At 72.6% G+C, this 24,261-nt stretch carries 21 protein-coding genes and 1 pseudogene; 17 read left to right on the plus strand and 5 right to left on the minus strand.

Annotated features, from left to right (window positions below; translation table 11 throughout):
- The 10 genes and pseudogenes from IEY78_RS01870 to IEY78_RS01915 form a co-directional block, all read left to right on the plus strand.
- Positions 1-185, plus strand: a pseudogene (locus tag IEY78_RS01870) (ABC transporter ATP-binding protein); the annotation flags it as partial.
- 452 nt (positions 186-637) lie between these two features.
- Entirely contained in the window at positions 638-1,504 is an 867-nt protein-coding gene (gene hpnC / locus IEY78_RS01875; protein ID WP_189096160.1) for a squalene synthase HpnC, read from the plus strand.
- Positions 1,501-2,454, plus strand: a complete 954-nt coding sequence (gene hpnD, locus IEY78_RS01880; RefSeq protein WP_189095744.1) for a presqualene diphosphate synthase HpnD — start codon at positions 1,501-1,503, stop codon at positions 2,452-2,454. The genes hpnC and hpnD overlap by 4 nt, the downstream gene beginning before the upstream one ends.
- A 100-nt stretch (positions 2,455-2,554) precedes the next feature.
- A complete protein-coding gene (hpnE, locus tag IEY78_RS01885; RefSeq protein ID WP_189095745.1) occupies positions 2,555-4,030 on the plus strand; it encodes a hydroxysqualene dehydroxylase HpnE in 1,476 nt (491 codons plus the stop codon).
- A gap of 53 nt (positions 4,031-4,083) precedes the next feature.
- On the plus strand, positions 4,084-5,148 hold the full coding sequence (locus IEY78_RS01890; protein ID WP_189095746.1) for a polyprenyl synthetase family protein: 1,065 nt from the start codon (positions 4,084-4,086) through the stop codon (positions 5,146-5,148).
- Positions 5,149-5,255: 107 nt separating this feature from the next.
- Complete coding sequence (gene shc / locus IEY78_RS01895; protein WP_189095747.1) at positions 5,256-7,274, plus strand: squalene--hopene cyclase; 2,019 nt, start codon at positions 5,256-5,258, stop codon at positions 7,272-7,274.
- Positions 7,274-7,942 (plus strand): phosphorylase family protein, encoded by a 669-nt coding sequence (locus tag IEY78_RS01900; RefSeq protein ID WP_189095748.1) that lies wholly within the window; start codon positions 7,274-7,276, stop codon positions 7,940-7,942. The genes shc and IEY78_RS01900 overlap by 1 nt, the downstream gene beginning before the upstream one ends.
- 5 nt (positions 7,943-7,947) lie before the next feature.
- Entirely contained in the window at positions 7,948-8,973 is a 1,026-nt protein-coding gene (hpnH, locus tag IEY78_RS01905) for an adenosyl-hopene transferase HpnH (RefSeq protein ID WP_189095749.1), read from the plus strand.
- A 136-nt stretch (positions 8,974-9,109) separates the two neighbouring features.
- Positions 9,110-11,005 carry a 1-deoxy-D-xylulose-5-phosphate synthase gene (dxs, locus tag IEY78_RS01910; protein ID WP_189095750.1) on the plus strand — a complete coding sequence of 632 codons (1,896 nt, stop codon included), beginning with the start codon at positions 9,110-9,112 and terminating at the stop codon, positions 11,003-11,005.
- The gene (locus tag IEY78_RS01915) at positions 11,002-12,390 is read left to right on the plus strand and encodes an aspartate aminotransferase family protein (RefSeq protein WP_189095751.1); all 1,389 of its coding nucleotides are present in this window, start codon (positions 11,002-11,004) and stop codon (positions 12,388-12,390) included. The genes dxs and IEY78_RS01915 overlap by 4 nt, the downstream gene beginning before the upstream one ends.
- Positions 12,391-12,461: 71 nt before the next feature.
- Here IEY78_RS01915 and IEY78_RS01920 read toward each other — a convergent pair whose 3' ends face one another.
- On the minus strand, positions 12,462-12,881 hold the full coding sequence (locus tag IEY78_RS01920) for a GNAT family N-acetyltransferase (RefSeq protein WP_189095752.1): 420 nt from the start codon (positions 12,879-12,881) through the stop codon (positions 12,462-12,464).
- Between the two features lie 36 nt (positions 12,882-12,917).
- A complete protein-coding gene (locus tag IEY78_RS01925; RefSeq protein WP_189095753.1) occupies positions 12,918-13,724 on the minus strand; it encodes a tyrosine-protein phosphatase in 807 nt (268 codons plus the stop codon).
- A gap of 264 nt (positions 13,725-13,988) precedes the next feature.
- Here IEY78_RS01925 and IEY78_RS01930 point away from each other — a divergent pair, with 264 nt between their 5' ends.
- A complete protein-coding gene (locus IEY78_RS01930) occupies positions 13,989-14,792 on the plus strand; it encodes an SGNH/GDSL hydrolase family protein (RefSeq protein ID WP_189095754.1) in 804 nt (267 codons plus the stop codon).
- A 126-nt stretch (positions 14,793-14,918) separates the two neighbouring features.
- Here the strand turns inward: IEY78_RS01930 and IEY78_RS01935 are convergent, their stop codons facing one another.
- The gene (locus tag IEY78_RS01935) at positions 14,919-15,305 is read right to left on the minus strand and encodes an ATP-binding protein (RefSeq protein ID WP_189095755.1); all 387 of its coding nucleotides are present in this window, start codon (positions 15,303-15,305) and stop codon (positions 14,919-14,921) included.
- Between the two features lie 215 nt (positions 15,306-15,520).
- On the opposite strand from IEY78_RS01935, the gene IEY78_RS01940 reads away from it, so the two are divergent.
- Genes IEY78_RS01940 through IEY78_RS01950 form a run of 3 tightly spaced genes read left to right on the plus strand, consistent with a single transcriptional unit; the run spans position 15,521 to position 17,571 of the window.
- Complete coding sequence (locus IEY78_RS01940; RefSeq protein WP_189095756.1) at positions 15,521-16,387, plus strand: Sco1979 family transcriptional regulator; 867 nt, start codon at positions 15,521-15,523, stop codon at positions 16,385-16,387.
- Between the two features lie 3 nt (positions 16,388-16,390).
- Complete coding sequence (locus IEY78_RS01945; protein ID WP_189095757.1) at positions 16,391-16,669, plus strand: DUF397 domain-containing protein; 279 nt, start codon at positions 16,391-16,393, stop codon at positions 16,667-16,669.
- Positions 16,666-17,571, plus strand: a complete 906-nt coding sequence (locus tag IEY78_RS01950) for an SAM-dependent methyltransferase (RefSeq protein WP_189095758.1) — start codon at positions 16,666-16,668, stop codon at positions 17,569-17,571. The genes IEY78_RS01945 and IEY78_RS01950 overlap by 4 nt, the downstream gene beginning before the upstream one ends.
- 75 nt (positions 17,572-17,646) lie before the next feature.
- Here IEY78_RS01950 and IEY78_RS01955 read toward each other — a convergent pair whose 3' ends face one another.
- Entirely contained in the window at positions 17,647-18,696 is a 1,050-nt protein-coding gene (locus IEY78_RS01955) for a carbohydrate kinase family protein (RefSeq protein WP_189095759.1), read from the minus strand.
- Positions 18,697-19,795: 1,099 nt separating this feature from the next.
- Here IEY78_RS01955 and IEY78_RS01960 point away from each other — a divergent pair.
- Together IEY78_RS01960 and IEY78_RS01965 are read left to right on the plus strand one after the other, a co-directional pair.
- Complete coding sequence (locus IEY78_RS01960; protein WP_189095760.1) at positions 19,796-20,650, plus strand: GNAT family N-acetyltransferase; 855 nt, start codon at positions 19,796-19,798, stop codon at positions 20,648-20,650.
- Positions 20,651-20,980: 330 nt separating this feature from the next.
- Positions 20,981-22,198, plus strand: a complete 1,218-nt coding sequence (locus tag IEY78_RS01965; protein WP_189095761.1) for an MBL fold metallo-hydrolase — start codon at positions 20,981-20,983, stop codon at positions 22,196-22,198.
- A 76-nt stretch (positions 22,199-22,274) separates the two neighbouring features.
- Here IEY78_RS01965 and IEY78_RS01970 read toward each other — a convergent pair whose 3' ends face one another.
- The gene (locus IEY78_RS01970) at positions 22,275-22,880 is read right to left on the minus strand and encodes a TetR/AcrR family transcriptional regulator (protein ID WP_229699645.1); all 606 of its coding nucleotides are present in this window, start codon (positions 22,878-22,880) and stop codon (positions 22,275-22,277) included.
- Positions 22,881-23,052: 172 nt separating this feature from the next.
- Between IEY78_RS01970 and IEY78_RS01975 the strand changes: the two genes are divergently transcribed.
- Entirely contained in the window at positions 23,053-24,246 is a 1,194-nt protein-coding gene (locus IEY78_RS01975; RefSeq protein ID WP_189095762.1) for an FAD-dependent oxidoreductase, read from the plus strand.
- The last annotated feature ends 15 nt before the right edge of the window (positions 24,247-24,261 follow it).

Consider the following 24,261-nt stretch of genomic DNA (forward strand, 5'->3'; position numbering starts at 1 on the left):
AGCGCTCCGAGGCCCGCATCCGCGAACTGCGCAAGGAAGCCGGCACCGTCTTCCTGGTCAGCCACAACAACAAGTCCATCCGCGACACCTGCGACCGGGTCCTGTGGCTGGAGCGCGGCGAACTGCTCATGGACGGCCCCACCGACGAGGTCATCAAGGCGTATGAGAAGGAGACGGGCAAGTAAGCCCCGTTCCGCACCCGAAGGCCTCCGCGAGTCCGCCTCGCGGAGGCCTTCGGATGTGAAGGAATCGTCAACTCTTTGGGCATCGGGAACAGTTCGGATGGCCGGAAAGTTGGGCGGAACGGGGGCGGGAGCCCGGGTACCCCCTCGGAGGCGGGTGAGACGTACGGCGTAAGCTGTACGGGTACTGAACAGCATCAAGTGGTACATGTCGGGCAATGCTCACCCGAGCGGGCGATATGGACTCGATCGGGCGCGTCGCCCCCTGCGGCGTGTCCGAAATAGGATGTTTTAGCTTGGCGGTGTAGAACGGGAGACGTGACGGCAATGGCTACTGGTTCGCTCCGGCACCGAAATGCGCCGGGCAGCCCCCGGTGAGCCGAGACAACGAGCAGGCGCGTCGCGCCTTCCCCCGGAAGGGGGCGGCGGGCGACGGGCGGGAGCAGACGCGCACCGTGCTCGATCAGGCCGCACACGAAAACTTCCCGGTCGCGCCGTTCTTCCTCCCCCGCGTCTGGCGGGCCGATCTGATGGCCGTCTACGGCTTCGCCCGGCTCGTCGACGACATCGGTGACGGCGATCTCGCACCCGGCGGCGGCGACGCCGTGCTCCTCGGACTGGACCGCGCGCAGGCCGGGGACCGCGCCGCGCTGCTGGACGCCCTGGAGGCGGACCTGCACCGCGTCTTCAGCGACCGCGCCCCGGGCCCTGGCCATCCGCTCATGCGCCGGCTCGGCCCGACCGTCCGCCGCTGCCGCCTGACCCCCGAGCCGTTCCTCGACCTGATCGCGGCCAACCGGCAGGACCAGCGGGTCAGCCGCTACGGCACCTACGACGATCTGGCCGCCTACTGCGAGCTGTCCGCCAACCCCGTCGGCCGGCTCGTCCTCGGCATCACCGGCACCGCGAGCCCGGAGCGCATCCGCCGCTCGGACGCCGTGTGCACCGCCCTCCAGATCGTCGAACACCTCCAGGACGTGGCCGAGGACCTCGGGCGGGACCGCATCTACCTCCCCGCCGAGGACATGAAACGCTTCGGCGTCACCGAGTCCGATCTGGCCGCGCCCAGTGGGGGCGCATCGGTGCGCGCGCTGATCGCCTTCGAGGCGGAACGCGCCCGTGACCTGCTGCGTGAAGGCACCCCGCTGGTGGGTAGCGTCCACGGCAGACTCAAGCTGCTGCTGGCCGGTTTCGTGGCCGGCGGCCGTGCCGCGCTCCAGGCGGTCGCGGCCGCCGATCATGACGTACTCCCTGGACCGCCCAAGCCGACCAAGCTCAGCCTGCTGCGCGAGGTAGCGGCGACATTGCGAAGAGAGGGGTGAGTCGGACCGTGGAGGACACCGCACACGCGTCCGCGCCGGTGCTCGCTGCGTACCGCTACTGCGAGGCCATCACCGGGCAGCAGGCACGGAACTTCGCCTATGGCATCCGGCTGCTGCCGACCGACAAGCGACAGGCCATGTCGGCGCTCTACGCCTTCTCCCGCCGGATCGACGACATCGGTGACGGCACCCTGGAGCCCGCCGCCAAGAAGGGGCGCCTGGAGGACACCCGGGCGCTGCTGGACCGCATCAAGGACGGCCGGATCGACGACGACGACACCGACCCGGTGGCCGTCGCGCTCGCCGACGCCGCCCGCCGCTTCCCGCTGCCCCTGGACGGCCTCGACGAGCTGATCGACGGCGTGCTGATGGACGTGCGCGGTGAGACGTACGAGACCTGGGACGAGCTGAAGGTCTACTGCCGTTGTGTGGCCGGCACGATCGGCCGGCTCTCGCTCGGCGTGTTCGGCACGGTGCCGGGCGCGCAGGACGCGGAACGCGCTGCGGAGTACGCCGACACGCTGGGCCTCGCCCTGCAACTGACCAACATCCTGCGGGACGTTCGCGAGGACGCCGGCAACGGCCGCACCTACCTCCCCGCCGAGGACCTCGCCAAGTTCGGCTGCGCGGACGGCTTCGACCGCCCCGTGCCGCAGTCCGGCTCCGACTTCACCGGCCTGGTGCACTTCGAGGTCAACCGCGCCCGGGCGCTGTTCGCCGAGGGCTTCCAGCTGCTGCCGATGCTCGACCGGCGCAGCGGCGCCTGCGTGGCCGCGATGGCCGGCATCTACCACCGCCTGCTGTCGCGGATCGCCGCCGATCCCGGGGCGGTGCTGCGCGGCCGGGTCTCGCTGCCCGGCCGGGAGAAGGCGTTCGTCGCGGTGCGCGGGCTGTCCGGGCTCGACGCGCGGGCGATCGGCCGGCGGCAGTCCGTCCGGAGGCGCGGATGATGCGCCGGACGGCGAAGGACGGCGGTGACCCCGCGTCAGCGCGGCGGGCAACCCTCCCCGGGGTGGCTGCGTCCCTGACAGCAGTACGGGGGGAGAGCACATGACACCGGGAGCCACGCGGCTCGGTCACGACTCCGAGCTGCCGTCCGGCCGTCCCGAGGGGGCGGCCGCGGTGGTCATCGGCGGCGGTCTCGCGGGCACGACCGCGGCGCTCGCGCTGGCCGACGCCGGGCTGCGGGTGACCCTGATCGAGGGCCGGCCCCGGCTCGGCGGGCTGGTCTTCTCCTTCCGGCGCGAGTCTGCGGCCGGCGAGCTGAGCGTCGACAACGGCCAGCACGTCTACCTGCGCTGCTGCACCGCCTACCGCGGCTTCTTGGAGCGGCTCGGCGCCACGGACCTGGTGCCCCTCCAGGACCGCATGGACGTTCCCGTCCTGGACCCCGCGGGCGGCGCCGGCCGCGGCGGCATGCGACTGGGCCGGCTGCGCCGCACCGCCCTGCCCGTCCCCCTGCACCTCGCCGGCAGCCTGGCCGGCTATCCGCATCTGTCCCCCGCCGAGCGGGCCCGCGTCGTCCGCGCCACCCTCGCGCTCAAGGGACTCGACCCGGCCGACCCCGCGCTGGACGGGATCGACTTCGGCAGCTGGCTGCGCCGCCACGGCCAGTCGGACCGGGCCGTCGAGGCGCTGTGGGACCTGGTCGGCATCGCCACCCTCAACGCCCGTGCCGAGGATGCCTCGATGGGCCTGGCCGCCAAGGTCTTCAAGACCGGCCTGCTCTCCGCGCCGGGCGCCGCCGACATCGGCTGGTCCCGCGTCCCGCTCGGCGACGTCCACGACACCCTCGCCCGCACCGCGCTGGAGAAGGCCGGGGTGCGCCTCGCCCTGCGCACCCGCGCCGGGGCCGTCACGCGCAGCGCGGACGGCTGGCAGGTCGCCGTGGAGAACGGCCCGCACGGCGGCGAGCTGCTGACCGCCGACACCGTCGTCCTCGCCGTACCGCAGCGCGAGGCCCACGGCCTGCTGCCCGACGGGGCGCTGGACGGCAAGGACCGGCTGCTGGACATCGGCACGGCGCCGATCCTCAACCTCCATGTCGTCTACGACCGCAGGGTGCTGCGCCGCCCCTTCTTCGCCGCGATCGGCTCCCCGGTCCAGTGGGTCTTCGACCGCACCGATGCCTCGGGGCTCACCCGCGCGGTCGGCAACGAGCGCTGCCAGTATCTGGCCGTCTCGCAGTCCGCCGCGCAGGAGGAGATCGACGAGCCGGTCGCCAAGCTCCGCGCCCGCTATCTGCCGGAGCTGGAGCGGCTGCTGCCCGCCGCCCGCGGCGCCAGGATCCACGACTTCTTCGTCACCCGCGAGCGCACCGCGACCTTCGCGCCCGCACCGGGCGTCGGCAGGCTCCGCCCCGCCGCCCGCACTCAAGCCCCCGGCCTGTTCCTGGCCGGCGCGTGGACCGCCACCGGGTGGCCCGCGACCATGGAAAGCGCTGTGCGCAGCGGCACTGCCGCCGCTCGCGAGGCACTCACCGAACTCGGCTGCCCCCAGGGCCAGTTGCCTCAGGAGGCGGCATGACTACGAGTACGAGCGCTCGCACGAGCACGAGCATCGGAAACAGAGGAGAAACCGTGAATCCGGCTTCCCCAGCTATCGACACCGAGAGCGTCACCGCGCTGCTGGAGCGCGGGCGGACACTCGCCACTCCCGTGCTGCGTGCTGCCGTGGGCCGGCTCGCTCCTCCCATGGACACCGTCGCCGCGTACCACTTCGGCTGGATCGACGCCGAGGGCCACCCCACCGCGGGGGACAGCGGCAAGGCGGTACGGCCCGCGCTCGCCCTGCTGTCGGCCGAGGCCGCGGGGGCGGCCCCCGAGGTCGGCATCCCCGGCGCGGTCGCCGTCGAGCTGGTGCACAACTTCTCGCTGCTGCACGACGACCTCATGGACGGCGACGAGCAGCGCAGGCACCGCGACACCGTCTGGAAGGTGCACGGTCCCGCGCAGGCCATCCTGGTCGGCGACGCGCTGTTCGCCCTGGCCAACGAAATACTGCTGGAGCTCGGCACGGTCGACGCCGGCCGCGCCACCCGCCGCCTCACCCAGGCCTCCCGCAAGCTGATCGACGGCCAGGCCCAGGACATCTCCTACGAGCACCGCGAGCGGGTCACCGTCGAGGAGTGCCTGGAGATGGAGGGCAACAAGACCGGCGCGCTGCTGGCCTGCGCCGTCTCCATCGGCGCGGTGCTCGGCGGCGCCGACGACCGCATGGCGGACACCCTGGAGAAGTACGGCCACCACCTCGGCCTCGCCTTCCAGGCCATCGACGACCTGCTCGGCATCTGGGGCGACCCGGACGCCACCGGCAAGCAGACCTGGAGCGATCTGCGCCAGCGCAAGAAGTCGCTGCCGGTCGTCGCGGCCCTGGCCGCCGGCGGCGAGGCCTCCGAGCGGCTGGCCCGGATCCTGGCGGCCGACGCCAAGAAGAGCGAGAGCGAGATCGCCGACTTCACCGAGGAGGAGTTCGCCTCCCGTGCGGCCCTCATCGAGGAGGCCGGCGGCCGTGAGTGGACCTCCCAGGAGGCCCGTCGCCAGCACACCACCGCCATCGCCGCGCTCGACGAGATCGAGATGCCGCAGAAGGTCCGTGCCCAGCTGGTCGCGCTCGCCGACTTCGTCGTCGTGCGGCAGAGATGAGCGCCATCGACACCGAATAGTTCGCAGTCGCCGGCCGGTGCCAGCCGGGCGCCGGCCGACGGAATCCCTGAGCACGCTTTTCACAGTTCACTGCCGAAGGGGAAGCCATGACAGCGACGACCGACGGAAGCACCGGGGCGCTGCCGCCCCGGGCCCCTTCGGCCAGCGATGCCACCGCCGAGAACACCACGGCATCCGCCCGTACGCGTACCGCTTTACGGGATGACACGGCGGACGCCGCCCGCCGCGCGGCCGCCCGCGCCACCGACCATCTGCTGTCCGCCCAGGACCCCGCCGGATGGTGGAAGGGCGACCTCGAGACCAACGTCACGATGGACGCCGAGGACCTGCTGCTCCGTCAGTTCCTGGGCATCCAGGACCCCGAGCTCACCGAGGCCGCGGCCCGCTACATCCGGGGCGAGCAGGGTGCGGACGGCACCTGGGCCACCTTCTACGGCGGGCCCGGCGAGCTCTCGGCGACCATCGAGGCCTATGTCGCCCTGCGGCTCGCCGGGGATGCTTCCGACGCACCGCACATGGCCCGGGCCTCCGCATGGGTCCGCGAGCAGGGCGGTATCGCCGCGGCCCGGGTCTTCACCCGCATCTGGCTGGCCCTGTTCGGCTGGTGGAAGTGGGACGACCTGCCCCAACTGCCCCCGGAACTCCTCTTCTTGCCCAAGTGGTTCCCGCTCAACATCTATGACTTCGGGTGCTGGGCGCGGCAGACGATTGTGCCGCTGACCATCGTCTCGGCCAAGCGCCCGGTGCGCCCGGCGCCGTTCGCCCTCGACGAGCTGCACACCGATCCGCGCCGCCCCAACCCGCCGCGGCCGCTCGCCCCCGCCGTCAGCTGGGACGGCCTGTTCCAGCGCCTCGACAAGGCCCTGCACCTCTACCGCAAGGTCGCCTTCCGCGGGCTGCGCCGGGCCGCGATGCGCTCCGCCGCCCGCTGGATCATCGAGCGCCAGGAGAACGACGGCTGCTGGGGCGGCATCCAGCCGCCCGCCGTCTACTCCGTCATCGCCCTGCACCTCCTGGGCTACGACCTCGACCACCCCGTGCTGCGCACCGGCCTGGCCTCCCTGGACCGGTTCGCGGTGCGGCGCGAGGACGGCGCCCGGATGATCGAGGCCTGCCAGTCCCCGGTCTGGGACACCTGCCTGGCCACCATCGCGCTCGCCGACGCCGGACTGCCCGCCGATCACCCCCAGTTGGTCAAGGCCGTGGACTGGATGCTCGCCGAGCAGATCGACCGCCCCGGCGACTGGAGCGTGCAGCGGCCCCAACTCCCCTCCGGTGGCTGGGCGTTCGAGTTCGAGAACGACAACTACCCGGACATCGACGACACCGCCGAGGTGGTGATCGCCCTGCGCCGGGTCCGGCACCCCGATCCCCGGCGGGTCGACGCCGCGGTGCGCCGCGCGGTGCGCTGGAACGTCGGCATGCAGTCCAAGGACGGCGGTTGGGGCGCCTTCGACGCCGACAACACCAGTCCGCTGCCCAACCGGCTGCCGTTCTGCGACTTCGGTGAGGTCATCGACCCGCCGTCGGCCGATGTCACCGCCCATGTCGTCGAGATGCTCGCGGACGTGGGCCGCACCCACGATCCGCGCACCCGCCGCGGCATCGCCTGGCTGCTGGCGGAACAGGACCCCTGCGGCGCCTGGTTCGGCCGCTGGGGCACCAACTACCTCTACGGCACCGGCTCGGTGCTCCCGGCGCTGGCCGCCGCGGGCATCCCGCGCTCGCACCCGGCCGTGCGCCGGGCGGTGCTGTGGCTGGAGCGGGTGCAGAACGACGACGGCGGCTGGGGCGAGGACCAGCGCTCCTACCAGGACAAGGAGCAGTGGGCCGGGCGCGGCGCCTCGACCGCCTCGCAGACCGCCTGGGCCCTGATGGCGCTGCTCGCGGCCGGCGAGCGCGACGCGGAGGCGGTGCGGCGCGGGGTGCGCTGGCTGGCCTCGACCCAGCACGAGGACGGCACCTGGGACGAGCCGTACTTCACCGGCACGGGCTTCCCCTGGGACTTCTCCATCAACTACCACCTCTACCGCCAGGTCTTCCCCCTGACGGCCCTGGGCCGCTACCTGGGCGGGGGACCGGCCGCCGCTCCGGTGGGGGCCTGATGCCCGGCCGGCACCCGGCGGACGCGGATCCGCCGCTGCTGGTCGCCTGCGCGCTCGGGATCGAGCGGCTCGCACTGCGCGGCGGCGACCGCGGGGCCGCGACGGAGCGGGCCCGGCCGCGGCCGGTGGTGCTCCGTACGGGCATGGGCCCCGAGGCGGCCGAACGCGCCCTGACCGCGGCGCTGGGTGAGGGTGCGATCACCCAGCGTTCCCCGGTGGTCGCCAGCGGCTTCTGCGCCGGTCTCGCCCCCGGCATGCGGCCCGGGGACGTGATCGTCGCCTCGGCCACCCGCGGCCACCACCCGGACGCCCCGGAGACGCCCTGCCGGGACAACGGCCCGCTGCTGCGGGCCCTGCGAGAGCGCGGCCTGCGGGTGCACAGCGGGCTGCTGTGGGGCTCCGACCACGTGGTACGCGGTGCGGAGCGGGCCGAGCTGCACGCCGCCGGAGCGGTCGCGGTGGACATGGAGTCCGCCGCCACGCTCCGGGCGGCGCGGCGGGCCGGTCCCCGTCCGGTTGCGGCCGTCCGGGTGGTCGTGGACGCTCCAGAACATGAACTCGTGCGTATCGGCACCGTGCGCGGTGGAATATCAGCCTTCCGAGTCCTGCGTTCCATCCTGCCTGTTTTCTACGAATGGCACCGTTCTTTGCTGCTCCCCTGGAGGTGAGTCAGATGGTCATGCCGCTTCGTCAGTCCATCCGGGTCGGTACCTATCTTTTTGAGCAGAAAATGATCCGGCGGCGGGAGAAGTTCCCGCTCATTGTCGAGCTGGAACCGCTCTTCGCCTGCAATCTGAAATGTGAGGGCTGCGGCAAGATCCAGCATCCGGCGGGCGTGCTCAAGCAGCGCATGCCGGTGGCGCAGGCCGTCGGCGCGGTGCTGGAGTCGGGTGCCCCGATGGTCTCCATCGCCGGCGGCGAACCCCTGATGCACCCGCAGATCGACGAAATCGTGCGGCAGCTGGTGGCCAAGCGGAAATATGTCTTCCTGTGCACCAACGCCATGCTGCTGCGCAAGAAGCTGGAGAATTTCCGGCCCTCCCAGTATTTCGCGTTCGCCGTGCACATCGACGGCATGCGCGAGCGGCATGACGAATCGGTCGCCAAGGAAGGTGTTTTCGACGAGGCGGTGGAGGCGATCAAGGAGGCCAAGCGGCAGGGCTTCCGGGTCACCACCAACTCCACCTTCTTCAACACCGACACCCCGCAGACCATCATCGAGGTCCTCAATTTCCTCAATGACGACCTCCAGGTCGACGAGATGATGCTCTCGCCCGCCTACGCCTACGAGAAGGCCCCCGACCAGGAGCACTTCCTGGGCGTCGAGCAGACCCGCGAGCTGTTCAAGAAGGCGTTCGCCGGCGGCAACCGGCGCCGCTGGCGGCTCAACCACAGCCCGCTCTTCCTGGACTTCCTGGAGGGCAAGGCGGACTTCCCCTGCACGGCCTGGGCGATCCCCAACTACTCCCTCTTCGGCTGGCAGCGCCCCTGCTATCTGATGAGCGACGGCTACGTGCCGACGTACCGGGAGCTCATCGAGGAGACCGACTGGGAGAAGTACGGCCGCGGCAAGGACCCGCGGTGCGCCAACTGCATGGCGCACTGCGGCTACGAGCCGACCGCCGTCCTCGCCACCATGGGCTCGCTGAAGGAGTCCCTGCGGGCGGCCAGGGAGACCATCGCGGGAAACCGCGGCTGACCCGCTGAGCACCGGGGAGCCCGCGTCCGCGGGCTCCCCGCGTCACGGCCCGGCCCGCCGCCGCACCCCGCCCGCGGCGACGGACCGGACCGGCAGACCGGCAGGGACGACTGGACCGAGTAGTGGGGGACCGTACATGACCATGCTGGAACACCTCCGGGAGCCCGGCGACCTCAAGGCGCTCCCGGCGGCCCGACTGCCCGAACTTGCCGAGGAGATCCGGCACTTCCTCGTCCGGGCCGTCACCCGCACCGGCGGCCATCTGGGCCCCAACCTCGGCGTGGTCGAGCTGACCATCGCCCTGCACCGGGTCTTCGACTCACCCGCCGACCGCGTCCTGTGGGACACCGGCCACCAGTCCTATGTGCACAAGCTGCTGACGGGACGCCAGGACTTCTCCAAGCTGCGGGCCAAGGGCGGGCTGTCCGGATACCCCTCGCGCGCCGAGTCCGCGCACGACGTCATCGAGAACAGCCACGCCTCGACGGTGCTGGGCTGGGCCGACGGTCTGGCCAAGGCCCACCGCCTCCGCGGCACCCGCGACCACGTGGTGGCCGTGATCGGCGACGGCGCGCTGACCGGCGGCATGGCCTGGGAGGCGCTGAACAACATCGCGGCCGCCAAGGACCGCCCGCTGATCATCGTCGTCAACGACAACGCCCGCTCCTACGCGCCCACCATCGGCGGCCTCGCCGACCACCTCGCCACCCTGCGCACCACCGACGGCTACGAGAAGTTCCTGTCCTGGGGCAAGGACGTTCTCCAGCGCACCCCCGTCGTCGGCGCCCCCCTGTACGACTCGCTGCACGGCGCCAAGAAGGGCCTGAAGGACTTCATCGCCCCCCAGGGCATGTTCGAGGACCTGGGCCTGAAATACGTCGGGCCGGTCGACGGCCATGACATCGGGGCCGTCGAATCGGCGCTGCGCCGGGCGGCGGGCTTCCACGGGCCGGTGCTGGTGCACTGCCTGACCGAGAAGGGCCGCGGCTACCCGCCCGCCCTGGAGGACGAGGCGGACCACTTCCACACCGTCGGCGTGATGGACCCGCTGACCTGCGCACCGGCCGCCCCGCCCGGCGCCCCCTCCTGGACCTCCGTCTTCGGCGACGAGATGCTGCGCATCGGCGCCGAACGCGAGGACGTGGTCGCCCTCACGGCGGCGATGCTGCAACCGGTAGGCCTGGAGCAGTTCGCCCGGGCCTACCCGGACCGGGTGTGGGACGTGGGCATCGCCGAGCAGCACGCGGCGGTCTCGGCGGCGGGCCTGGCCACCGGCGGCCTGCACCCCGTCGTCGCCGTCTACGCCACCTTCCTCAACCGCGCCTTCGACCAGGTGCTGATGGACGTGGCGCTGCACAAGTGCGGGGTCACCTTCGTGCTGGACCGGGCCGGTGTCACCGGCACCGACGGCGCCTCCCACAACGGCATGTGGGACATGTCGATCCTCCAGGTCGTCCCCGGCCTGCGGATCGCCGCACCCCGCGACGCCGAGCAGCTCCGCGCCCAGCTGCGCGAGGCGCTCGACGTGGCCGACGCACCGACCGTCGTCCGCTTCCCCAAGGAGACGGTGGACGACCCGATCCCGGCCGTCGACCGGATCGGCGGCGTCGACGTCCTCCACCGGGCACCGCACCCGGACGTCCTGCTGGTCGCCGTCGGGGTGATGGCCCCGGTCTGCCTGCGGGTCGCCGAACTCCTCGCCGCCCGCGGTGTCGACGCCACCGTCATCGATCCGCGCTGGGTCAAGCCGGTCGACGAGGCCATCGGGCAGCTCGCCGCGCGGCACGCCATGGTGGCCGTCGTCGAGGACAACAGCCGGACCGGCGGCGTCGGCTGGGCGGTCGGCCAGGCCCTGCGGGACGCGGACGTGGACGTGCCGCTGCGCACCTTCGGTATCCCCGAGCAGTTCCTGCCGCACGGCCGGCGCGGTGAGCTGCTCGCCGACATCGGACTCACCCCGGCCGAGATCGCCGGACAGATCAGCGCCGCGCTGGGCCGCACCGCGACGGGCCGTAAGGAGAGCACCCCGTGACCGGATTCGATCTGAGCGCGCTCCTCGCCGAGCGCGGCGGTGAGCGCTACGAGCTGCACGCCCGCCACCTCAATCACCAGCTCCCGCGGATGCTGCACACCCTCGGCTTCGACCGGGTCTACGAGCGGGCCGAGGGCGCCTACTTCTGGGACGCCGACGGCCAGGAGTACCTCGACATGCTCGCCGGGTTCGGGGTGATGGGCCTGGGCCGCCACCATCCCGTCGTCCGACAGGCGCTGCACGACGTCCTCGACGCCTCGCTGGCCGATCTCACCCGCTTCGACTGCCCGCCGCTGCCGGGACTGCTCGCCGAGAAGCTGCTGAGCCATGCGCCCCACCTGGACCGGGTCTTCTTCGGCAACAGCGGCACCGAGGCCGTCGAGACCGCCCTGAAGTTCGCCCGCTACGCCACCGGCAGACCGCGCGTCCTCTACTGCACCCACGCCTTCCACGGCCTGACCACCGGCGCGCTCTCGGTCAACGGCGAGGACGGCTTCCGCGACGGCTTCGCCCCGCTGCTGCCGGACACCGCCGTGGAGATGGGCGACCTGGCGGCCCTGGAGCGCGAGCTGAAGCGCGGCGACGTGGCCGGTTTCGTGGTCGAGCCCATCCAGGGCAAGGGCGTCCACCCCACCCCGCCCGGCTTCCTGCGCGCCGCCCAGGAGCTGCTGCACCGCCACAAGGCGCTGCTCATCGCCGACGAGGTGCAGACCGGCCTCGGCCGCACCGGCGACTTCTTCGCCTACCAGCACGAGGACGGCGTCGAACCGGACCTGGTGTGCGTGGCCAAGGCGCTCTCCGGCGGCTATGTCCCCGTCGGCGCGACCCTCGGCAAGGACTGGATCTTCAAGAAGGTCTACTCGTCCATGGACCGGGTCCTGGTGCACTCCGCGAGCTTCGGCTCCAACGCCCAGGCGATGGCAGCCGGTCTCGCGGTGCTCTCGGTGATGGAGGACGAGCAGCTCGTCGCGCACGCCCGGCACCTCGGCGATCTGCTGCGCTCCCGGCTCGCCGCGCTCATCGGCGACTACGAGCTGCTGCACGACGTACGGGGCCGCGGCCTGATGATCGGCATCGAGTTCGGCCGCCCCACATCCCTGGGGCTGCGCGGCCGCTGGACCATGCTGCAGGCCGCCCGCAAGGGCCTGTTCGCGCAGATGGTCGTGGTCCCGCTGCTGCAACGGCACCACATCCTGACCCAGGTCTCCGGCGACCACCTGGAGGTCATCAAGCTGATCCCGCCACTGGTCATCACCGAGCGGGACGTCGACCGGTTCGTCGAGGCCTTCACGGCCGTCATGGACGAGGCCCACAACGGCGGCGGCCTGATGTGGGACTTCGGCCGGACCCTGGTCAAACAGTCCTTGCAGACGGGGCGGGGCTGACCGGCGCCCTCAGGGGGACGCGGGCCGCCGGGCGCGACCGGGCTCCCGCCTGTCCTCCCCGCCTCCTACTCCTACTGCCGTCCGTACGCCATCCACTTCCCGGGATTCGCCAGCGGGCGGAACCCGGCCTTCCCGTAGACCTCATGGGCGTCCGCGGTGGCGAGCAGGATGCGGCGCACCTCGTAGGGGGCGAGGTGGTCGCGGACCGCGGTGGCCAGCGCCGTGCCTATGCCCTGGCCGCGCACCTCGCGGGCCACGTAGACATCGCAGAGCCACGCGAAGGTGACCTTGTCGGTGACCACCCGCGCATAGGCGACCTGGGCGCCGGTGCGGGTGTCGTAGGCGCCGAAGTTCAGCGAGCCGGCGATCGCCCGGTCCTGCGTGTCGCGCGAGCGGCCGGCCGCCCAGTACGCGTCGGTGGACAGCCAGTGGTGCACCGCGGCGCGGTCCAGCCGGGCCGGATCGCTGGAGAACTCATAGGTGTCGATCATGCCGCGCAGACTGCCACAGGGCACCGCCCGCGGGTGTCAGTCCGTCAGCAGCCGGTCCCGCAGCCGTTCCCGGACGGCGGGGGTCAGCTTCAGCCCGTCGGTGAGGTAGGCCTCGGTCGAGCCCCAGGTCCGCTCGATGGCGTCGTAGGCGGCCGCGAGGTAGTCGGTGTGCGCGCCGAACAGCGGCGAGAGCAGCTCCATGACCTCCGCCGACATGCCCACCGCCGAGCTGTCGGAGCGGCGGATCTTGTAGCGGCGGTGCGGGTCGTTGGACTTGAGGTAGTCCGCCTCGATGGCGTCCCGCTCGACGCCGACCGCCAGCAGGGTCACGGCCACGGACAGGCCCGCCCGGTCCTTGCCCGCCGCGCAGTGCATCAGCGCCGGCACGCTGTCCTCGGCGAGCGCATGCAGCACCCGGCTGTGGTCCTCGGTGCGGGTGGTGATGATGTGGCGGTAGGTGGCGGCCATGCGGGCCGCGGCCTTGCCGTCGCCGAGCGCGCCGCGCAGCAGGTCCAGCTCGCCGTCGCGCACCATCGTCCAGAACTCCGCGCCGTCGGCCGGGTCGGTGAGCGGGATGTTCACATTGCGCACACCGGGCAGGGCGACATCCGGCCCCTCCAGCTTGATGTCCGAGGCATTGCGGAAGTCGAAGACGGTGTGCAGTCCGAGGCCGGCCAGGAACGCCGCGTCCGCCTCCGTCGCATGGGCGAGATGCCCGCTGCGGAACAGCCTGCCCTCCCGCACCCGACGCCCGTCCACGGTCGGCAGTCCACCCACGTCACGGAAGTTGCGGACCTCCGCGAGTTCGGTCTGGGCCGGTGGGACCTGCGGCGTCTGCGTCACGGGCGCTCCTCGGTGTCGGCCGCCGACGCTGCTCGTCGACGAGGCGGGTCACCATCCGACGATACGACATTGATGCAAGGGGCAATCAGGTCGCAATCGAGGCGCGCCGGGGTGTGTCGGGGTGCGGTGAAGCGCCCGGAAAGCAAGGGGTGACCGTTCGTTATTCCCATCTGGGCAGAATTTGACCAGGTGGCATATATCACCCGCCGTCAACCCCTGGTTACGGTGGCGTAGGTCACTTAGCGAGGTGAAGTATGTCCTGACGTGGCAGACGATTCGAACAACATCAGCAGCAGCGGCGCCCACGGCGCCATCGGGTCGTACGCAGCCGTCGGGGACAGCTTCACGGAGGGGGTCGGGGATCCCGGCCCTGACGGGGTGTACATCGGTTGGGCGGACCGGCTCGCGGTCCTGCTCTCGGACCAGCGGGCGGAGGGGGACTTCCGCTACGCGAATCTCGCCGTCAGGGGACGACTCCTGGACCAGATCGTCGAGGAGCAGGTGCCGCGGGCCAAGGAGCTCGCCCCCTCGCTGGTGACGTTCTGTGCCGGCGGCAACGACATCCTGCGGCCCGGCTCGGACCCGGACGCGGTCGCCGAGCGTTACGAGGCGGCGGTCCGCGGTCTGGCCGGATCGGTCGGCACGGTCCTGCTCTGCACGGGTTTCGACACCCGCGGGATCCCCGTGCTCAAGCATCTGCGCGGCAAGATCGCCACGTACACGGCGCACGTCCGGGCGATCGCCGACCGGCACGACTGCCCCGTCCTGGACCTGTGGTCGCTGAAGTCGGTGCAGGACCGGCGGGCCTGGAGCGACGACCGGCTGCACCTGTCGGCCGACGGGCACACCCGGGTGGCGCTGCGCGCGGCCCAGGTGCTCGGGCTGGGGGTGCCGGCCGACCCGGACCAGCCGTGGCCTCCGGAGGCGGAGCGGTCGGCCGCCGACGCGCGGCGGGACAACATCCATTGGGCGCGGGAGCACCTCGTGCCGTGGATCGGCCGCCGGCTGCGCGGCGAGTCCTCCGGCGACCACGTCGAGCCGAAGCGGCCCGACCTGCTGCCGCTCTAGGGGCTGCGAAGACAGCGCCCGGGCGACACGTCCAGGGCGTACCGGTACCGGCCCCGGGGTCCCCGGCGGCCGGCACCGGCCCGGGTATGACGGAGGCCCCGACCGCGCCGAGGGCGGAGCGGGGCCTCAGAGTGCCGCGGTGCCGGTGTAGGGCAGGTCCGCCCAGACGACCCGGCCCCCTCCGCTGTCCGCGGGCCGGGACCCCCAGCTGTCGGACAGCGCGCCGACGAGGAACAGTCCCCGCCCGCACTCCTTGTCCACGCTGCCGGGCTGGACGTGCGGGGCGGAGTTCTCCGGGCCTCCCTGGTCGGTGACCTCTATGCGTATGTGCGCGCCGGACAGGGCGAGTTCGCACCCGACCTTCTCGCTGTCGGTGTGCCGCAGCGCATTGGTGAACAGCTCGGAGACCACCAACTCCACGTCGTCGCGGACTTGTTGATCCGCGCCCCACTCGCTCAGCAGCGCGCTGACGCGTCGCCGTGCCTCGGGCACGGACGTGCGTCGCGCCGGCAAGTGGAACGCGTCCTGCGGGTACTGGGCGACAGAGCTGCCACAGCGCCCTAACGAAGGAGCGTTGTTGGAGGAAGCCACTCCGTAACTATGTGCGATGCCGGTGACCGATGGCAAGGATCACTCTGCAATTTGCAGAATCGTAAGACGCAGTCTGTTGGCGCTCCTGACGGCATGACACACTGCTGCACACTGAAATCAGCGGGAGGCGATCGGACGTGGCGGACCCACGGTCGGCAGGTGCACCGACCGTCCTGCGGGTGGTGCTCGGCAAGCGCCTGCAGGACCTGCGCGAGAAGGCGGGGCTGTCCTTCGAACAGGCCGCCGCGGCGCTCGACGTGACCCACGCCACGATTCGGCGCATGGAGAAGGCCGAGGTCGGCCTCAAACTCCCCTACGTCGAGAAGCTGCTGGCCACCTACGGGGTGGTCGACGAGGGCGAGATCGAGGGTTTCCTCTCGCTCGCCCGCGAGGCCAACAAGCCCGGCTGGTGGCACCGCTTCCGGGACGTCCTGCCCGAGTGGTTCAGCGCCTACGTCAGCCTGGAGAGCGAGGCCAACCTCATCCGGGCCTACCAACCGCACTACGTCCCCGGGCTGTTGCAGTCCGAGGACTACGCCGCCGCCGTGCTGCGGGCGGGGATGCCGCACGCCTCCCCGGCGGACATCGACCGGATCGTCGCCCTGCGGATGGAGCGGCAGTCCCTGCTGACCCGCGACAACGCACCGATGCTGTGGGTCGTCATGGACGAGACCGTGCTGCGGCGGCCGATCGGCGGCTCCCCGGTGATGCGGGACCAGATCACCCGGCTCATGGAAGCCACCGCGCTGCCGAACGTCCGGCTCCAGATCATGCCCTTCGCCGCCGGCCCGCACCCGGCCATGTACGGCCCGTTCCACCTCTTCCGCTTCCCGATCCCGGAGCTCCCGGACATCGCGTACGCGGAAAGCCTCGTCGGAGGCGTGTACTTCGACCAGCGCAACGACGTCTCGCAGTTCCTGGAGGCCCTCGACCGGATGTGTGCGCAGGCCGCGCCGGCACACCACACCGAGGCCATTCTGGGTGGCTTTCGCAAGGAGATCTGAACCATGGATCGCATACGCATCTACAACGGCATGCCCGCCACAGAACTGGGCACGGACGGCTGGCACAAGCCGTGGAGCGGCGGCAACGGCGGCGAGTGCGTCGAGGCCATGCGGCTGGGGGACGGCCGGATCGCACTGCGCCAGTCGACCGACCCGGACGGCCCGGCCCTGATCTACACGCACCGCGAGATGGTGAGCTTCATCGAGGGCGCGAAGGCCGGCCACGCCGACTTCCTCCTCGCGGGGGCACCGGGCCGCTGCACCGAGCGGAGGACCGCATGAGCGACCGGGACATCTCCCCGTCCGGCCCGGACGAGTCGGTCACCGGCATCGGACCGTACGTCCGGGGCCCGGAGCACTCCGGCTTCTCGGCCGAGGAGATCGACACCAGCCGGCCGCACCCGGCCCGGATGTACGACTACTACCTCGGCGGCTGGGACAACTACGAGGTCGACCGGGTGGCCGCGGAGCGCGTCATCGAGGTCCACCCGCAGGTGCGGCTCAGCGCCCGCGCCAACCGGGCCTTCCTGCGGCGGGCGGTGCGCGCCCTCGCCGCCGACGGCATCCGCCAGATCATCGACCTCGGCACCGGCATCCCCACCTCGCCCAGCACCCACGAGGTGGCCCAGGAGGCCGCGCCCGACACCCGCGTCGTCTACGTCGACAACGACCCGATCGTCGCCACCCATGCCGGGGCCCGGCTGACCAACACCGAGGGCACCGCGTTCGTGCTCGGCGACGTCCGGGACCCCAAGGCCGTGCTGGACCACCCGGCCGTCCGGGAACTCATCGACTTCGACCGGCCGGTGGCGCTGCTGCTGGTCGCCGTCCTGCACTTCGTCCGGGACGACGAGGACCCCGCCGGGCTCGTCGCCACCCTCGCCGAGGCGCTCCCCGCGGGCAGCGCGCTCGTGCTGTCGCACGCCACCGGCGAGCCCTACGAGGACTACGCGCCGGGCCGCACCGACGAGCGGGCGCGCGACGGTGTGGTGAGCGTCTACCAGAGCTCCACCGCGAGCCTCAATCTGCGCGAGAAGGCGGACATCGAGCCGCTCTTCGGGCCGTTCACCCTGCTGGAGCCGGGCGTCGTACGGGTGCCGCTGTGGCGGCCGGACGGTCCGGTGCCCGGCGCCGAGGAGCTCAACAACACCATTTTCTACGGCGGGGTCGGCCGCAAGGACTGACCTCGGCGGCCGGACGGGCGCGGCGTCCCCTGACGGGGAGGACGCCGCGCGGACCGTCCGGCCGGGAGCCGGCGGCTACGCCCCCGCGGGGGACACCCGGTCGTCCGGCGGGCCCGCGAGACCGGCGCCGGGTGGCGCGGCGGGGTGCGGTGCGGCGGCCTGCGGTGGCGCGGACTGCGGCGGGGCGGCGGGCGGTGGCGTCGTGCCGGGCACGGTGCGCAGCACCTCCGGGCCGATCAGGTCGGTGTACGTGCCGGCCGAGGTGCACGCGTGAGCCCCGGCGACGGCGCCCAGCCGCGCGCAGTCCTCCAGGCTCCGGCCCAGGTGCCGCCCGTAGAGGAACCCGCAGGTGAAGGCGTCACCCGCGCCGTGGGTGTCCACGACCGGCCCGGAGGGCACCACGGCCGGCACCGGACGCGGGGAGCGGTCGTCGGCGGCCAGGAGGTAGGCGCCGCCGGCCCCGGCCGTCGCGATCACGGCCTGGGCGCGCCCCTCGTGCACGATCTCCCGCATCACGGACGCGATCCGTTCCCCCGCCCCGGAGGTGCTGAGGAACACCAGGTCCGAGCGGAGCGCGAACTCCCGGTGATGCTCGGTCAGCCCGTCCCAGTCGTGCAGGTCCGTGGAGACCGGGAGGCCCAGTGCCTCGATGTCGTCGTACAGGAAGCGGGCGAAGTGCGTGATGGACACATGGACGTGCCGGGCGCGGCGCAGCGCCGGGAGGTAGTGCTCCGGCGGCATCCGCAGATCGAGCGGGTCGCGGGCATCGTGGAAGGACGTCCGGCGGCCGTCGGGGGAGACGAGGTTGACCGCGCGCCGGGTGCCGTGCGGTGAGATCAGTGGCCGGAAGTCGACGCCGCCGGCGGCCATCCGTTCGCGGACCAGGCTGCCGGGGTGGTCGTCGCCGATGAAGTCCACGAATCCGGTGGTGAGCCCGAGCGCCGCGCAGCCCAGCGCGACGCCGGTGCCGGTGTGCCCCACCGCCTCGCGAATGGGGGGCACCGCGGCGGAGTCGGTGGGCGGCAGGGGCAGCGCGCCGACCGGTACGACGGTGTCCACGCCCGATCCGCCGACGACGAGGACGTCATAGGCGTCATACGGCTCAGAAACCTGCTGGAATGTCACAAGCGTCCCTGGATCCCTTGCTGGTGAGACGAATCCCTTGCTGGTGAGACCGTTTGCGGACGATGTCCGTCCGCTGTCCGGAGTCTAGACGCAGGCACGCCTCATGACGGGATGTCAGCAAGGGCGGTGACGCGAGGGGGGAACGCCCCGCACGGGGCCCGGGGTGCGTGCGCGGTGGGTGCGGAGCCGGTGCGGACGGGGCCCGGCGGGAGCGCACCGCACATTCGTCCAGCAGGTGAGGGCAGGCCGTTGACGCGGTCGTCGCGGACACTGAAGCCCGCACGGCCACCGGCGATCGGCCCCCGGGGGCGGCGAGCGGACCCCCGGCACACGAGCCGCCGGGGGACCCGGACGAGCGGGCGTACGGCGGCCGGACGGGCCGACGAGGGGAGCGAGAGAGGGATGGCAGAGCACTCCAATGGCGGACGCACCGCGCTCGTCATCGGCGGCGGGCTCGCCGGGATGCTGGCCGTCACGGCCCTGACCGGGCACGTCGACACGATCACGGTGGTCGAACGCGACCGCTCTCCGCAGGGCCGGGCCTTCCGCAAGGCGTCCCGCAGGCCCGCCATCTGCACATCCTCCTCAGCGGCGGCGAATGGGCCCTGGAGGAGCTGCTGCCCGGCACGGTCGACGCCCTCGCCGAAGCGGGCGCCCGCAGCCTGGAGCTGCCGCGCGATCTGCTCACCCGTACCCCCACCGGCTGGCAGCGCCGCTTCGACGAGCGCCGGCACCGCACCCTGAGCGTCACCAGGCCGGTGCTCGACGCGGTCGTGCGCGAGCGGGCTCTGTGGGCCGCCGCCGGCTCGGGCACCCGCGTCGAGGTCCTCGAAGCGACCGAGGCCGTCGGACTGACCGGGGACGCCCGGCGGGTGACGGGTGTACGGGTGCGGTCACGGGACGGTGCGCGGTGCGGGCGGGACCTGACGGCCGGTCTGGTCGTGGACGCCTCGGGCCGCGCGTCGCGCACCCCGCAGTGGTACGCGGCACTCGGCCGCACCGCCCCGGCCTCCCCGCACCGCCCACGGCCGTCGAGGAGGTGCTTTCCGGCCACCGAAAACCGGCTGCGTCCGCGCGCAGGCCCACGCGAGGATGAGCCATGGCATGGACCACGACCCAGGATCCCGAGACCTTCGAGGCGGCCGCGGGGGCGTTCCTGCGCTCCCGGCCGGTCCGGCACACGGTGCTGCTGTCGGTGGTGTCGTCGCTGCGCTCGCCCGGCGCGGACGCGTACGGGGCACGGGCGCCGGAGTTCGGCTGGTGGCGGCCGGGCGAAGCGGCGCCGGTCGGCGCCGCGTACGTGTGGACCCCGCCGCGGACCGCGCTGCTGTCACCGATGCCGGACGAGGCCGCGGACGCACTGGTGGAGACGCTGGTGGCGAAGCGGAGCGGGATCCCGGGGGTGAAGGCCGGGCATGCGGTGGCCGAGGCGGTCTCCGCTGCCTGGCAGCGGCACCACGGCGGCCCGGTGACCTGCGTCCAGCGCCTGCGCCTGCACCGGCTGGACCGGCTGATCGAGCCGTCCCCGGCACCGGCGGGCACCGCCCGGCGCGCCACGACCGCCGACCGGGATCTGCTGCTCGCCTGGTCCACCGCCTTCGCCACGGAGATCGGCGGTACCCCGCCGGACGGCGCCCGCGCGGTCGACGAGCGGATCGCCGGCGGCCGCTGGTTGTTGTGGGAGAGCGGCGGCCGCCCCGTGTCGATGGCCTGCCACACCGCCCCGCTGGCCGGCGCGGCCCGTATCGCCCCCGTCTACACCCCGCCCGAGCTGCGCGGACGCGGCTACGCGGGAGCGGTGACGGCCGCCGTCTCCCGCTCCGTACGGGCCCGCGGCACACGGGAGGTGCTGCTCTTCACCGACCTTGCCAACCCCACCAGCAACGCCCTCTACCGGCGGCTGGGCTACCGCCCGGTCGAGGATCAGCTCGTCCTGGAATTCGGGCGGGAGTAGGGGGTGTCGTTTGGATCATGGCGGGCTCGCGACGGGTGCGGCGACCGGCGGGCGCCGTCCTCCGGGGCGCCGCGGCTCACCGCGACGGACGCGTCCGGGGTGCCGAAAAGTCCCACATCGGGAGGCGCCGCGGCCTTACCGCGCAAAATCACCTCCGATCCCCGGAATGTCACGGCCGGTCGCGCGGTTTTCCTCAGAGGGTGATGGTGTGGAGTCCGGGTGCCGTGGTGCGGAAGCCGTACGACGGTGCCGAGTGGCGCGGTGTGCCGGAACCTGCCGCCTGCGGGCGGCCCGTCATCACTACGTGTTCGCCCTGACCATGGAGGTGCCGTGACCGGTTCCCGTCCCCGCCGCGCTGGCCTTTCCGCGCTGCGCCCCGCGAGCTTCGGCATCGAACCCACGGGAGAGCGGCTGGCCAGAATGCGCAGATCGCCGCAGTTCGCGGACGGCCAGTTCCGTAATCCGGCGCCGACCGGACGGCCGCCCAAGGGTGCCGCGCTGGAGATGGCGCGGGCGCAGCTGAGCCGGGAGGGACGGCTGCGCCGGGCGCCGATCGGCCCGATTCCGGTGCACCGCCCGACCGCCGAGGAGTGGGGGCGCCCGCCGGCTTCCGGGCTGCGGCTCACCTGGATGGGGCATTCGAGCGTGCTGGCCGAGATCGACGGCCGGCGGGTGCTCTTCGACCCGGTCTGGGGGGAGCGCTGCTCGCCGTTCGACTGGGCCGGCCCCAAGCGGCTGCACCCGGTCCCCGTCGGGCTGGACGAGCTGCCGCCGGTCGACGTCGTGGTGATCTCGCACGACCACTACGACCATCTGGACATGCCGACGGTCCAGGGGCTGATCGGCACCGGCGCGGCTTTCGTGGTACCCCTCGGCATCGGCGCCGACCTGGAGTTCTGGGGCGTACCGGCGGAGCGGATCACCGAACTCGACTGGCACGAGTCCACTCGCATCGAAGGCTTGACCCTCACGGCCACCCCCGCGCAGCACTTCTGCGGCCGCGGGCTGCGCGGCCCGCAGCACACCCTGTGGTCGTCCTGGGTGGTCGCCGGTCCCGACCACCGGATCTTCCACAGCGGCGACACCGGATACTTCCCCGGCTTCGCGGAGATCGGCGCGACGCACGGCCCGTTCGACGCCACGATGATCCAGATCGGCGCGTACAGCGACTTCTGGCCCAGGAACCACGCCTCCGACACCCGGCACCCCGGCATGTGGCCGGACATCCACATGAACCCCGAACAGGGCGTGCGCTCCCACGTGGACCTCCAGGGCGGAACGCCCGGCGGGGTGCTGCTGCCGATCCACTGGGGCACGTTCAACCTGGCGCTGCACCCCTGGGCGGAGCCCGCCGACTGGACGCTGACCGCTGCCCGCAAGGCCGGCGTGAGCACCGTGCACCCGAGGCCGGGCGAGCCCTTGGAGCCCGCCGATCCGCCGGCCGTCTACCCGTGGTGGCGGGCGATCGCGGTACCGCCCGCCCATGGGTGGCCCGCCTGGCCCCCGGTGGTGGCCCCTACGGACGTGGACCTCGCGGCGGACCGCTGAGACGGGCCGCCCGGCGGCCGGCTGACGGGGTTCTCCGCGGGCCGGCCGCCCGTTCCGCCGCTTGCCCCCGTACCCCTCAAGCCCCCTGGCCCGCGCCCTCGGTGCGGCCCGGCCAGCCGTGTTCTAGGAGGGCGAAGGCGGCTTCGAGCGTGGTGCGGGGGTCGTCCCGGCCGTGTGTGAGGGCGACCGCTTCCAGGGCGAAATGGGCGAGCGCAGCGCAGGCGGGGTCGTCCTGGAGGAGGCCCGCCTCGTCGGCGATCGCCTCCGCGAGGGCCGCCTCATGGCGCATCCACATGCGGTGGCCGTACTCCCGCAGCACGGGTGTGCCGAGGATGAGCTGCCGGTAGCGGGGGAATCCCGGGTCGGCGGTCGTCGGGAGGTGGGTGCGCAGGAGGTGGTCGAGCAGCGCGGCGGGCAGGGAGCGGCCGGCGGGCCGTTCGCGGACCGCGGCGACGAGGGCGGCCTGCTGGTCGGTGTCCTCGTCGAAGACCAGCGCCTCCTTGCTGGGGAAGTGCTTGAACAGCGTCGTGGTGGACACGTCGGCGGCCTCGGCCACGTCCCGGACGCTGACCTGGTCGTAGCCGTGTTCCAGAAACAGGTCCAGGGCCGCGTCGGCCAGTGCCTGGCGGGTGGCGGCCTTCTTGCGCTCGCGTCGTCCCACGGGCTTCGGTGTATCGCTCACCACCGCACTGTACCCACTTGTTGCCCCGTTTTAAAAGTTGAGTCGTTGCACTTTTTTAGTGAGTGTGCTCTTCTGGTCGGGCCGGTGGCGGGGCGCATCCCCGCCCGGCCGCACCCCTCGCCCTGACGCATGGAGCGAGGCACACCCTCCCGACCGACTCGACGGAGCCGCCATGAACGCCACACCCACCCCCGCGTCCGCACCCCGCATCGCCGTCATCGGTGCCGGCCCCGGCGGCCTGACCTGCGCCCGTGTCCTGGAGCGGCACGGCATCGCGGTCACCGTCTACGAGCGCGACGCCTCCGCCGACGCCCGCGACCAGGGCGGCACCCTCGATCTGCACGCCGACTCCGGGCAGATCGCCCTCGCGGAAGCCGGCCTGCTCGACGAGTTCTTCGCGCTGTCCCGCCCGGAAGGGCAGGCCAAGCGCGCCCTCAACCGTCATGGCGAGGTCCTCGCCGACTACACGCCCCCGGCGGACGAGGACGCCGCTCCCGAGATCGACCGCGGACCGCTGCGCACGCTCCTGGCCGACTCCCTCGCCCCCGGCACCGTCCGGTGGGGCCACGCCCTTCGCTCCGCCGCCGCCCTCCCGGACGGCACCCACCGCCTGACCTTCGACAACGGCACGACCGCCGACGCCGATCTCGTCATCGGCGCGGACGGGGCCTGGTCGCGGGTGCGGCCGCTGGTCAGCGACGCCGTGCCGGTCCACTCCGGAGTGACCTTCATCGAGGCCCACTTCGACCGCGTCGACACCGACCACCCCGAGGTCGCCGCACTCGTCGGCGACGGGCACACCTTCGCCACCGGCGACCACAAGGGCCTGCTCGCGCAGCGCAACGCCAACCAGCATGTGCGTGCCTACATAGCCGTCCGCGAGGAGAGCGAAGGGGGCCGCCCGGCCGGCCTCCCCGGCGACACCGAGGCCGTACGCGCCGCCCTGCTGGAGCAGTTCACCGGCTGGGACGAGCGGCTGCGCCTCCTGATCACCGACAACGACGGCCCCTACGTCCACCGCCCGCTGTTCGTCCTGCCCGCCCCGCACACCTGGCCGCACACCCCCGGCGTCACCCTGCTCGGCGACGCCGCCCATCTGATGTCGCCCTTCGGCGGCAACGGCGCCAACCTCGCCATGCTCGACGGCTGCGAACTCGCGCTGGCCCTGGCCCGCCACGACACCGTCGACGCGGCGGTGACCGCGTACGAGGAGGTCATGCTGCCCCGGGCGGCCGCGCTCGGTGACGGCGCGGACATCCTCGCCCGGGTCTTCGGCCCGGGCGACCGCACCGCCGCCGATGTGCCCGACTTCGGCCGGGAGAAGGAGGAGTACCGGCGCGCCGCCGCTGCCTACGGCAACCGGTGAGCGCGCCGCGCCGCC

The organism is Streptomyces kronopolitis, assembly GCF_014646275.1.
GTDB lineage: Bacteria > Actinomycetota > Actinomycetes > Streptomycetales > Streptomycetaceae > Streptomyces > Streptomyces kronopolitis.